8 protein-coding genes, 2 tRNA genes and 1 other annotated feature are annotated in these 12408 nt (G+C 50.2%); of the genes, 3 read left to right on the top strand and 7 right to left on the bottom strand.

The window, feature by feature from the left end:
• The 6 genes from KNP95_RS15630 to pdxS all read right to left on the bottom strand — a co-directional run bounded on the left by KNP95_RS15630 (nucleotide 1) and on the right by pdxS (nucleotide 4735).
• Nucleotides 1–86: transfer RNA gene (locus KNP95_RS15630), tRNA-Ser, on the bottom strand.
• Nucleotides 87–124: 38 nt separating this feature from the next.
• Nucleotides 125–215 (bottom strand) — tRNA-Ser (locus KNP95_RS15625).
• 155 nt (nucleotides 216–370) lie between these two features.
• Nucleotides 371–1654 carry a serine--tRNA ligase gene (gene serS, locus KNP95_RS15620; protein WP_029596449.1) on the bottom strand — a complete coding sequence of 428 codons (1284 nt, stop codon included), beginning with the start codon at nucleotides 1652–1654 and terminating at the stop codon, nucleotides 371–373.
• A 52-nt stretch (nucleotides 1655–1706) separates the two neighbouring features.
• Nucleotides 1707–1914, bottom strand: a binding site (T-box leader).
• 18 nt (nucleotides 1915–1932) lie between these two features.
• Nucleotides 1933–3177: a D-alanyl-D-alanine carboxypeptidase family protein gene (locus KNP95_RS15615; protein ID WP_052013678.1), complete on the bottom strand. Its 1245-nt coding sequence runs from the start codon at nucleotides 3175–3177 to the stop codon at nucleotides 1933–1935.
• Nucleotides 3178–3264: 87 nt separating this feature from the next.
• Nucleotides 3265–3843: a pyridoxal 5'-phosphate synthase glutaminase subunit PdxT gene (gene pdxT, locus KNP95_RS15610; protein WP_021066745.1), complete on the bottom strand. Its 579-nt coding sequence runs from the start codon at nucleotides 3841–3843 to the stop codon at nucleotides 3265–3267.
• A gap of 1 nt (nucleotide 3844) precedes the next feature.
• Nucleotides 3845–4735 carry a pyridoxal 5'-phosphate synthase lyase subunit PdxS gene (pdxS, locus tag KNP95_RS15605; RefSeq protein WP_021066746.1) on the bottom strand — a complete coding sequence of 297 codons (891 nt, stop codon included), beginning with the start codon at nucleotides 4733–4735 and terminating at the stop codon, nucleotides 3845–3847.
• 286 nt (nucleotides 4736–5021) lie between these two features.
• Here pdxS and pdxR point away from each other — a divergent pair, with 286 nt between their 5' ends.
• The 3 genes from pdxR to KNP95_RS15590 all read left to right on the top strand — a co-directional run bounded on the left by pdxR (nucleotide 5022) and on the right by KNP95_RS15590 (nucleotide 10603).
• Nucleotides 5022–6425, top strand: coding sequence for a MocR-like pyridoxine biosynthesis transcription factor PdxR (pdxR, locus tag KNP95_RS15600; protein WP_214838292.1), 1404 nt, complete (start codon nucleotides 5022–5024; stop codon nucleotides 6423–6425).
• A complete protein-coding gene (locus KNP95_RS15595) occupies nucleotides 6422–7036 on the top strand; it encodes a class A sortase (protein WP_214838289.1) in 615 nt (204 codons plus the stop codon). Before pdxR ends, KNP95_RS15595 begins: the two co-directional genes overlap by 4 nt.
• Nucleotides 7037–7174: 138 nt before the next feature.
• The gene (locus KNP95_RS15590; protein ID WP_214838286.1) at nucleotides 7175–10603 is read left to right on the top strand and encodes an alpha-amylase family glycosyl hydrolase; all 3429 of its coding nucleotides are present in this window, start codon (nucleotides 7175–7177) and stop codon (nucleotides 10601–10603) included.
• Nucleotides 10604–10648: 45 nt separating this feature from the next.
• On the opposite strand, the gene guaB is transcribed toward KNP95_RS15590, so the two are convergent.
• Nucleotides 10649–12112, bottom strand: a complete 1464-nt coding sequence (gene guaB / locus KNP95_RS15585; protein ID WP_021066750.1) for an IMP dehydrogenase — start codon at nucleotides 12110–12112, stop codon at nucleotides 10649–10651.
• Nucleotides 12113–12408 lie beyond the last annotated feature (296 nt).

Raw genomic sequence — 12408 nt, 5'->3', positions numbered from 1 at the left:
GAGGTGGTGGGATTCGAACCCACGCAGGCTATTACACCCCTGACGGTTTTCAAGACCGTTCCCTTAAACCACTTGGGTACACCTCCAAAAAAGTATGAAATTGTTGAGCCTCCAAAAATAAAAATGGAGGAGGTGGTGGGATTCGAACCCACGCAGGCTATTACACCCCTGACGGTTTTCAAGACCGTTCCCTTAAACCACTTGGGTACACCTCCAAAGCTCATATACAATTGGTGAGCAAACATCTCGCTCGACATGATTTATAGTACCAACTTGGCAGACAGATGTCAAACCCTTTTGTGAAAAAACATTAAAAAAACCAAAAAAAATCCCGCCTGAACGATACGTTTCAGACGGGCTGGTTTGTTCATTACTGAGGCATTTCAATTTTCTCGATACCGCCCATATATGGACGTAATACTTCCGGAATGACGACTGAACCGTCTGCCTGTTGGAAGTTCTCTAAAATCGCAGCGACGGTCCGTCCGACTGCGAGGCCAGAACCGTTAAGCGTGTGGACGAATTCCGGTTTTGCGTTCGCTTCGCGACGGAAACGGATTCCGGCCCGGCGTGCTTGGAAGTCTTCAAAGTTCGAACAAGATGAGATTTCACGATACATCCCTTGCGCCGGCATCCACACTTCGATGTCATATTTCTTCGCAGCCGTGAAGCCGAGATCGGCCGTACACATGCTGAGCACTTGATATGGAAGACCGAGACGCTTAAGCACTTCTTCAGCGTGGCCCGTCAAGAGTTCGAGTTGTTCATAAGACTCTTCAGGTTTCACGAACCGGACGAGCTCGACTTTGTTGAACTGATGCTGACGAATGAGCCCACGCGTGTCGCGTCCGGCTGATCCCGCTTCTGAACGGAAACAAGCGCTATACGCCGTATACGTGATTGGAAGTTGGTCTTCCGTGATAATCTCGTCACGGTGCATGTTCGTTACCGGAACTTCTGCCGTCGGTACGAGGAAATAGTTCGTATCCGCCACTTTGAATGCGTCTTCCTCAAATTTAGGAAGTTGTCCCGTCCCGGTCATCGCGTCGCGGTTGACCATATAAGGAGGGAGCACCTCAGAATAGCCATGTTCATCGGCATGCATATCCATCATGAAGTTGATGAGGGCACGTTCGAGACGGGCGCCGAGACCTTTATAAAAGACAAACCGGCTACCTGTCACTTTACCCGCTCGTTCCACATCGACGATTTTCAAATCTTCCATGACGTCCCAATGCTGTTTGAGTTCGAATTCGAACGTCGGTTTTGTTCCGACTTCGCGAATCGTGACGTTATCATCTTCCGTTTCTCCAATCGGCGTTGATTCGTGCGGGATGTTCGGGATGCTGAGGAGAATCAAGTTCAATTCGGCCTCGACTTCACGCAACTCTTCATCGAGCAATTTGATTTCGTCCCCGAGGCGACGTGTCTCGAGAATCGGTGCATCCGCATCTTGTTTGTTGCGTTTTAATTCCGCAATTTGCTTCGTCGCTTCATTTCGTTTCGCTTTCTTCACTTCAACCTCATTGATCAAGTTGCGGCGTTTCTCTTCCAACTCCGGGAAACGGTCAAGCGCACTCAAATCCTCGCCGCGATGAGCTAGCTTCGTTTTAATCTCTTCAAAATCTGAACGTAATCGTTTAATGTCTAACATTCGTTATTCCTCCTTTTTTCACATAAAAAGGTGGCACGCCCCTTTCCCGTAGGAAAGGGACGAACCACCTTGGATCCGCGTTGCCACCCTCGTTGCCCGAAATCGGGCCACTCGATGCACGTAACGTGTGCGTAACGTGACTTGTTTCCAAGCCAATGCTCCGAGGCCGATTCGGTTACATCATCCCACTAGTTTGCACCAACCACTAGCTCTCTGTCAGTAGATGACCGTAACGTACTTTTCCCCATCATTGCATCTGTCATTGAATTAGTTTTACTTTACAACATCTCAACTCTATCGACAAGACTCAGTTTTCCGAGCACGAGTCGAATCTCATCTAAAAAGTCGGAGAAGGCACGCGTCATACGTGTCAAAAACGATGCCATCTCGACCGGTTCGGCCGCGACGAGCGTTCCTTTAGGTGGAAGTTCACCATCTAGATACCGGACGCTTCCGGAAGGCTCGATGGTGACGGTCCCTACCTGTTGATCGGCCGCAATTGGGGCTTTCGTATCCGGAAGATCGTAAGTCGGTTCAGGTACATCCTGTCCTTTTTCGACGAGTACTTCAAAGGCTGACGTCGTGCGCACTTTTGCTGACTCGACTGTACCTTCAGCGACATGGAGCGTCGCCGGGACGATTTCACCAGTCCGTAAAATCGGGGTCAAGACAAAATCGCCATAGGCGTAGTCGTGAAGCGCCTTTGTAGCAGTATAGCGCCCTTGATCGGTCTTCGCTCCGAGAACGACCGATAGCACGGTACGTCCATCTCGCGTCGACACGCCGATGAAGCAGTAACCGGCATCGTCAGTCGTGCCCGTTTTAAAGCCAAGCATACCCGGATAGGCTAAATCACGACCAGCGAGCATCCGGTTCGTCGCTTCAAATCGGACTCCGTCGATATCAACATACGCTTGTTTCGTCACATCGAGCACTTCCGGGAACTTCGTCAAATACGCCAAAGCTAGCATCATCAAATCATTGGCCGATGTCAAATTCTCCCCTGGACGTCCCGCTGACACAGAGTCAAGTCCCGATGCATTGGCGAACGTCGTTTGGGTCATGCCAAGTTCGGTCGCCCGTTCGTTCATTTTCTTTACGAATACCCCTTCCGAACCAGAGACGGCCTCGGCCAATGTGACCGCTGCCTCGTTCGCGGAACGAATCAACGCCACGTCGTATAGCTCTTTCACCGTGTACGGTTTATTGACGAGCGGAATCCGAGCCAATCCTGGTTTTCGGGTCAGCGCCAACGCCTTGTCGCTCGGGGTCACTTCTTGGCTCCAACTGAGGTCACCCGCTTCGATGGCTTCTCGGACGAGAAAAGCGGTCATCAGCTTAGTGATTGATGCCGGAGGGAGCATCGCGTCCTCTTCTTGTGAGAACAGGATTTGTCCCGTCGTCATGTCCACGAGCATCGCGCCGGTCGCATCAACTTTAGGTGCCGCCGATGCATCCGTCGGCACGATCATATTTAAAAGGATTGCCCAAACGAGCATCCATCCGATCCATCTTTGTCTCACGGTCTTGCCCCTTTCTATACGTATCTCGTTCCAGTGTAGCAAAAAAACACATGAAAAAGGCTCCCTATTTGCTAGAGAGCCTTTCAATCAGGCGAGTTGTCGCTTCGTCGCTTCAACCATGTCCAAGAAATAGCGGTGCATCGACAAGTCGTCCGTCAATTCCGGGTGGAACGAGCAGGCCATATACTTGTCATACCGAACCGCGACAATCGCTTCTTCGACCTCGGCGAGCACCTCGACGCTCGCTTCGACCGATGCGACTTGCGGCGCTCGAATGAACACTGCTTCGACAGCTTCATCGATTCCATTGACAGTCAAATCGACTTCAAAGCTATCAACTTGTCGTCCGAACGCATTTCGTTTGACCGTCATCGGGATTTTACGCAAGTGCGCATCATATCCTTCAACTTCGGTCGCGAGCAAAATCAAACCAGCGCACGTTCCAAACATCGGCAACTCCGCATTCTCACGTAACGGCTCGAGCAACTCGTACCGATCGAGTAAGCGACGCATCGCTGTGCTCTCCCCACCCGGCAAGACGAGTCCATCGATTCGATTTAAGTCATCGACCGAGCGGACGACGAGCGTATTCGCACCAAGTGCTTCGAGCATATGGACGTGTTCGCGAATCGCACCTTGCATTCCGAGTACACCAATCGTGGTCATCTTACCAACCTCGCGGTGCCATGAGTTCTTCTTGTTTGAGCGTGCGGACGTCGAGCCCTTTCATCGCTTCGCCGAGTCCTTTCGACAAGTGTGCGATGCGCTCATAGTCATCATGGTATGTCGTCGCTTCAACGATGGCACGGGCAAATTTCTCAGGGTTCTCCGCTTTAAAGATTCCTGATCCGACAAAGACGCCGTCCGCTCCGAGGTGCATCATGAGTGCCGCATCAGCTGGTGTCGCAATTCCGCCTGCTGCGAAGTTGACGACCGGGAGGCGACCTGCTTCACGGATTTGCATGAGTACTTCAAACGGGGCACCCAGGTCACGCGCTTCCGTCATCACTTCATCGATGCTCATCGAGAGCAAGCGTTTCACTTGGGCTTGAACGGTACGCATGTGACGAACCGCTTCGACGATGTTGCCGGTTCCCGGCTCACCTTTCGTCCGGATCATCGCTGCACCTTCCCCGATGCGGCGTGATGCTTCACCAAGGTCGCGCGCGCCACAGACGAACGGTGCTTTGTAGTCACGTTTGTAGAGATGGAATTCTTCGTCAGCAGGTGTCAATACTTCACTCTCGTCAATGAAATCAACCCCCATTGATTCAAGGACACGTGCTTCAGCGATGTGACCGATCCGGCACTTCGCCATGACCGGTACCGATACTGCACCCATGACGTCTTCGATGATTGTCGGGTCGGCCATACGAGCGACGCCGCCCATTTTGCGAATATCCGAAGGTACGCGCTCGAGTGCCATGACGGCAACTGCACCTGCCGCTTCAGCAATTTTGGCTTGCTCCGCGTTGATGACGTCCATAATGACGCCACCTTTTTGCATCTCGGCCATACCACGTTTTACTTTATCTGTCCCTACTTGTCTCTTTTCCAAATGGATCCCCTCCAATAAGCTAGTCTACTTGCAAGTATAAATTGATTTGACTATATTGAAAGTGCCAGTTTTATATTTTTTAAAGTGGTCAGTTCGAACAAAGGACTTCATTTCTCGATTCTCGAATGTTTTAAAGATTAAAGGAGATGATGGAATGGATCAATGGAACAGTCGTGACGACGCGCAGGAGCGCAGCTTTTTCGGAAAAACGGGAATGGTCTCGCTCCTCCTCGTCATCGGATTCGTGCTCTATTTTTTCTTTGGCTGACCACAGAAAGGACACATCATGGATATGCTCACGTTCTCGCTCGAGGCTGACTCGAGCGTCCCATTATATGAACAACTCTATTTGCACATTCGACAAGCCATCGTTGATGACACCCTCACCACCGGGACGAAACTTCCGTCCAAACGAAAGCTAGGGGAGTTTTTAGACGTCTCGCAAACGACCGTTGAACTGGCCTACGCTCAGCTGCTCGCGGAAGGATACATCGAGTCGTTGCCACGCAAAGGCTTCTACGTGTTACCGCAAGAAGAACTGTACGTCCGGCGCGGCAGTAGCGTCATCGAACCGCTCCCGGTGAAAAAAACATATGAGTTCGACTTGTATCCGAGTCAAATCGACACGACCGCTTTCCCATTCGAACGTTGGCGCCGGCACTTAAAACAAGTCGTCTCGGAAGAACATCACGATTTGCTGTCACTTGGCTCTGTACAAGGCGATTTCGTCCTTCGTCAAGAGATTGCGACCTATCTCTACCATTCGCGCGGTGTGCATTGTTCTCCCGAACAAATCGTTGTCGGATCGGGAACCGAGCAGCTGTTGCCCCAATTGTTAGAACTGTTGCCGGATACTACGACGTTCGGCATTGAGGATCCGGGGTATCCGCTCACCCGCCAACTGTTCGCCCATCAACGGCGGACGTTCATCCCGATTCCTGTCGATGAGAGCGGCGTCCGTGTCGACCTGGTGGAGCAAGCATCCATTGATGCCCTCTATGTCACACCGGCCCATCAATTTCCGACCGGGACCATTCTATCTGTCAGTCGACGTCAACGCTTGCTCAACTGGGCATCGGAGCGACAGACGTATGTGATTGAAGATGATTACGATAGTGAATTCCGTTATAGCGGCAAACCGATTCCCTCTTTGCAAAGCATGGATCAAAACGAGCGGGTCGTCTATTTGAGCACATTCTCTAAATCATTGATGCCTTCATTGCGAATCGGTTATATGGTACTCCCGCCTCCGCTGCTGAATCGATACCGGGAGCGCTACCGTCACTTTACGTGCAGTGTCCCCCGTTTCGAACAACATACGTTGGCCGAATTTATGGCGACCGGTGATTTTGAGAAACACTTGAACCGGATGCGGAAGACGTACCGCCGGAAACTTGAAATCATTATCGCCGCCTTTAAACCTTATGAACCGGTCGTCTCCGTCACGGGGGCGAGCGCCGGCCTTCACGTCGTCCTGTCTGTTCATACCAGCGCGACAAGTGAAGAATTGAAACGATTGGCCGAGACTTCGAATATCCGAATCAATGCGATGACAGACTATCGTATCGAACCAAGCGACACGATTCCTCAGTTTTTATTTGGATTTGCCGCCTTATCCGAAGAAACGTTACCAGCTGCCGTTAGTGCGCTCATGTCGTGTTGGAACATTGAGAAAGGAAGAGATGGATGAAACGTTCACGCTACGTCGTCGGTGGGCTCCTTTTGTTAATTGGTACACTCCTGTTATCCGAATCGTGGTGGAAAGACCAACTCACGGTATGGAACAGTCAACAAGTGACCGCCGAAATTCAACCGAGACAACCAGAAACCGGTGAATTTGAGTTTTCAAACGTCGAGCCGTTATCATGGGAACAACTTCTCACCGTGCGCAATCGATTTCATGATTTACCGACCGTCGGCCTCATTTCGATTCCAGAAATCGAACTCGAGCTCCCAATCTTATACGGGCTCGACAATGAGAACTTGGCTGTCGGGGCTGGAACGATGGACCCGGACCAACGAATGGGAACTGGAAACTATGCACTCGCGGCCCACTACACGCAAAGCCCGACCGCCTTGTTCGGTCCGCTTCACATCATCGACGTCGGCATGTCCATCTACTTGACCGACATGACACATACGTTCGAATACGAGGTCATTTCGCTTGAGACCGTTCCCCCGACACGGGTCGACGTGCTTGACCCGACAACAGAACCGACGATTACACTCGTCACATGCACGTTCGATGCGACCGAACGTTTGATTGTCAAAGGACGCTTCGTGAACCAAACGCCTCTCTAACCGATAGGCGTTTTTATTATTTTTTAAAAAATATATTGTGAGCGCTTACATATTCAGCTAAACTATTCCTGAAACCGTTTGCACAATTTTGACAATTCGTTGCCCTGTAGACGACACATTCCATGAAAGAGGTGCTTTATGAAGAAGAAAACGGCACGACAGACGACCACGTTACTTTTATCATCTGTTCTCCTCATCCAAGCCGGCGTTCCGATGAACGCATTGGCCGAGCCTGCGACAATCTCGATTGATGGCTTAAAAACGGATTGGGCGAACACGCCAGCGCTCGCCACATCCCCACAGGCGGGTTGGCAAGGATTCGATTTAGGAGACGTCTATCTGCAGAACGATGCGCGTAACCTTTACTTTTATGTGGATGCGAACAACGTCCCGAACTGGGGCGACAATGGTCAGTACATAAATATCGCCCTCCAAATCAATGAACAAGATCCAGGCGTAGCGACAAACCCGCTCGGCCATCCGTTCAACTTCAGCCAAACTGATAAAAAGCCACAGTATCATATTTTACTTCGCGTCGATGGCGACACGTCAGTAAAAGAAGCCGCTCTGTATGAAGCAGGAAAATCCACGCCGCTCGCAAACTTGAGCAACTTAAACGGCGCCTCGTTTGCCATTGATCGCACGAAAGGCTTTGAAGGCAAAATTCCATTGTCCCTGCTTGGTCTAAGCAATGATGATATCGTTCGGGTCCTCACGGTACTCAGCGGGAATAACGCTACCGAGCACGGTGCGTTCGACACGATTCCAAGCAATGCGGCCAATAAAGTCGCCGATAGTTGGAATGTTTCGGCGACTCCGTCGACACAATCGGTATATAGCCCAGCCTTCACGTTGAGCGGTGTCGAGACGGTCAGTCAACTCGAAGTGACAGCGGTCACGCCGGCCAATCAATCGGAACAAGTGGACATCAAATCCCCAATCACATGGACGTTCAATGAACCTGTGTCGTTAGATGCTTCGAACATCAGCTTGATGAATGGCGAGACAGTTGTACCGTTCACGGCTGAAGCGAGTGGATCGACAGTGACTGTCACACCGACCGAAGCACTCAGTTTGAATCAAACGTATACCGCGACCCTTCCCGCGGACGCCGTGAAAGGCAACCTGTCGAACACGACATTGCCGGCATTGACGACGTCATTTAAAACCATCACTGAAATCGCCGATCCGTGGAAAACACAACGCTACATCGAAATGTTGTACGTCCGGGCCGACAACGATTACACGGACTGGAATTTATGGACGTGGAGTACGGGTGCCAAAGACGGTCAAGTTGACCCGTATAAAATCACCGAAGATGGCGCCATCTTCCGAATCCCAGTCGGAAAAGATGCGACCAATGTAGGCTTTGTCATCCGCAAGGGCACGGATTGGGCCGTGAAAGATGGCTACGGGGAAGACCGCTATGTCAAATTGGGAAGCGACCGGGTGACGAAAGTCGTCGTCGAGAGCGGCAAAGGGACGTTCCATCAAGTACCGACGATTCAAGGACCCTTGTTTGAAGATGGTGCCGTCACGTTCTTCTACCGTGACAAAGCGTTGTATGAAGCGGGACAACTCGATGAAATCGACAGTGTCGCATTGAAAGTCAATGGCACGACGTACCCGATGACGTACGAAGCCAAAAATGAATGGTTCCGCCATACGGTCAAATTACCGGAAGGGAAACATGATTATACGTTCCTTGTCACAAAAGATGGCGTCACGACCGAAGTGAAGGATCCTTACTTCGAGGCTTCGAGCGTCGAGTATCGTCGTCCAAACGTTAAACTGGCGGCAAGCGTGGCACCGAAAGCCCTCAGTTCTCGAGAAAACGCGGTCGTCCAGGTGAAGCCGACGTTGCCGAAAGGCGTCAAGCTGCGTCAACTGTTCATCGATGCACGTCCTCTGGGTGGACCGGCTAAACTAGAAGTCGACCCGGCCCTCAACAAACAGACGATTGCAGTCAAAGATACCGTCAAACCGGGCAATAAATTCTTAACGATTACGGCGATTGACCAATACGGTAACGTCCATAAAACGAAAACATCGTTAACGGTCCGACCGGTCTCGATGAAGGACAAGCAAGAGTTCGATTGGGATGAGGCACGGATTTACTTCATGCTGACCGACCGATTCTACGATGGGGATAAAACGAACAATAACCCGAACGGTGAATACTATGACCAAGATCATCTTGAGTCGTATCACGGCGGCGACTTTGCCGGTGTGACGAAGAAACTCGACTACTTGGATAAACTAGGCATCAACACGATTTGGATTACACCGATTGTCGATAATATCGATTGGGATCTTCGCTATGGTAAAGATGGATCACAGTATGGCTATCATGGATACTGGGCGAAAAACTTCGAAAAACTCGATGAGCATCTCGGCGATATGAAAGCATTCCATCGTCTGATTGACGAAGCGAATGCTCGCGGTATGAAGATTATGGTCGACGTCGTCTTGAACCACCCTGGCTACGGGATGGAACCAGGAGCTGTAGACACGGGCGCCACAAACTTCCCAACCGATCAAGAGCGCAAAGCGTTCGACGGCATGATTCGTTCGAATCCGGTCGATGGCGATGACTTGAAGATGTCTCTTTCCGGATTACCGGACTTTAAGACCGAAGAGGCTGCCGTCCGTGAACAACTCGTCAAATGGCAGACGGATTGGATTAAACGCTCGAAAACGAAAAAAGGAAACACCATCGATTACTTCCGCGTCGACACGGTCAAACACGTCGACTCTACAACATGGAAGTCGTTCAAAAACGAATTGACGGCCCTCAAACCGGACTTCAAAATGATTGGCGAACATTACGGTGCAAGTGTGAACAACACGGGCGGTTACTTACAGAGTGGCCAGATGGACTCGCTTCTCGACTTTGATTTCAAGTATCAAGCCGAACGGTTCATCAACGGAAATATTGATGACGTCGAGAGTGCGCTTCAATATCGCAACACGCAACTCTCGAATGAAGCGACACTCGGTCAATTCCTCAGCAGTCATGACGAGGACGGTTTCCTCGTATCACGTGCAGGAGGCGATGAAGGGAAGCATATGGTCGCCGCCTCGCTTCAAATGACGGCGAAAGGACAGCCTGTCATCTACTATGGTGAAGAGGTTGGACAGTCCGGAAAACATGCGTTGGATATGGATAAGGGCGAGTTCAATGAAAACCGTTATGACTTCGACTGGAAACGAGTCAAAGGAGAAGGTAAGGCGATGCATACGCATTACCAAAAGCTACTCAATATTCGTGCCGACTATTCAAAAGTATTTAGTAAAGGAACGCGTGCCGTCGTTGCTGGTGGTTCTGCTACTGGATACTCTGTCTTTGAACGGAAGCACGGCAAAGACTCTGTTCTCGTGGCCTTGAACACGACAGAAGCCAAACGAACGATCACATTCCAGACAAAACTCAAGCATAAAACGACGCTCGTCGACCGCTATAGCGGACGTCATTACGTCGTCAAACGAGATGGGAAAGTGACCGTCAGCTTACCTGCACAGGACGATGGTGGTACTGTCATTCTCGTGGCCAAGTCAAAAAAATGATAACGAAAAGCCGTTGCCTCTAATTTAGAGACAACGGCTTGTTGTTTAGCGTGAATAGTTTGGAGCTTCTTTAGTGATGTGGACATCGTGAGGGTGACTTTCTTGCAACCCAGCCCCAGTCATGCGGATAAACTGAGTATCCTCACGTAGCGCACGGATATCGGCAGCCCCACAATAACCCATTCCTGAACGAAGGCCTCCGATGAGTTGATAGACAGTATCGGCTAGTTCGCCACGATAAGCGACGCGTCCTTCAATGCCTTCTGGTACGAACTTTTTATCGGCCTCTTGGAAATAGCGATCTTGGCTGCCTCGTTTCATCGAAGCCTCAGAACCCATTCCACGGTACGTCTTGAACTGACGACCTTGATAGATTTCCATCTCTCCTGGGCTCTCTTTCACACCTGCGAGAAGGCTACCAAGCATGACGGCATGAGCTCCAGCTGCGATAGCTTTCACAATATCACCAGAGTACTTGATTCCACCATCAGCGATAACTGTGACACCGTGTTCTCTAGCTTCCGTGACACAATCATATACTGCTGTGATTTGTGGGACACCAACACCGGCGACAACACGTGTCGTACAGATTGATCCTGGACCAATCCCGACTTTAATGACCGATGCTCCGGCTTCAATCAAAGCTCGTGTCGCTTCAGCTGTTGCCACGTTTCCAGCGATAATTGGAAGCGTCGGGAACATGTCACGAAGTTCTTTCACTTTCTCGATGACACCGGCTGAGTGTCCGTGAGCCGTATCAACGACTAATGCATCGACACCTGCATCAACAAGAATTTGAGCACGTGATGCGGCATCTTTTGTGACACCAACGGCAGCTGCGACGAGCAAACGACCTTGTTTGTCTTTTGCAGCATGTGGGAACTGTTCGACTTTCTCAATATCTTTTGTCGTAATGAGACCTTTCAACACGCCTGAATCGTCGACGAGCGGCAATTTCTCAATTCGATGTTGATGAAGGATGCGTTCAGCTTCTTCAAGTGACGTCCCTACTTTTGCCGTAACAAGGTTTTCCGTCGTCATGACATCTGCAATCACCGTCGAATAATCTTTAATGAAGCGAAGGTCACGGTTTGTCAAAATTCCGATTAATTTACGCTCGGTTTCTGAATTGACGATCGGGACTCCCGAGATACGGTATTTACTCATCAAGTACTCTGCATCGTACACTTGACGCTCCGGCGTCAAATAGAACGGATTCGTGATGACGCCGTTCTCTGAGCGTTTAACGCGATCGACGTGTTCAGCCTGCATCTCCATCGACATGTTTTTATGAATGACTCCTAAGCCGCCTTGACGCGCCATCGCAATGGCCATCGGTGCTTCCGTGACAGTATCCATACCAGCACTGATGACTGGAACATTTAACTCAAGACCTTCGCAAAGTTTAGTGCTTAAATTCACGTCTCTTGGCAAGACATTTGAAAAGCGCGGTACGAGTAAGACGTCATCAAACGTTAATCCTTCTTTTGCAAACTTGTTTTCCCACATAAAAATCGATTGCCCCTTTCTCTATCGGACCCGAATCTTTGTTTCGAAATATTTCTGTAATGGTAACAGGTATAGCTCGAAAGTGCAATTCAATTCACGATGTTCAGAAAGTTCAGAATTGTGTTCGTTCCATTTACTTTCCGTTCTTAATGTTCGGGAATAGATTATATATACCGCAAAGGAAGCAAAATTATAAATAAATTCTATAAAAAAGACGACCGAGCGGATGCTCGATCGTCTTTCGCGTTGGCCTGGCAACGTCCTATCCTCACAGGGGGAGACCCCCAACTACTTTC

Source organism: Exiguobacterium sp. s36 (genome assembly GCF_018618345.1).
Classification (GTDB): Bacteria; Bacillota; Bacilli; order Exiguobacteriales; family Exiguobacteriaceae; genus Exiguobacterium; species Exiguobacterium chiriqhucha.
The sequence above is the reverse complement of the archived record's forward strand: the minus strand, read 5'-3'. Positions and strand labels throughout refer to the sequence as shown.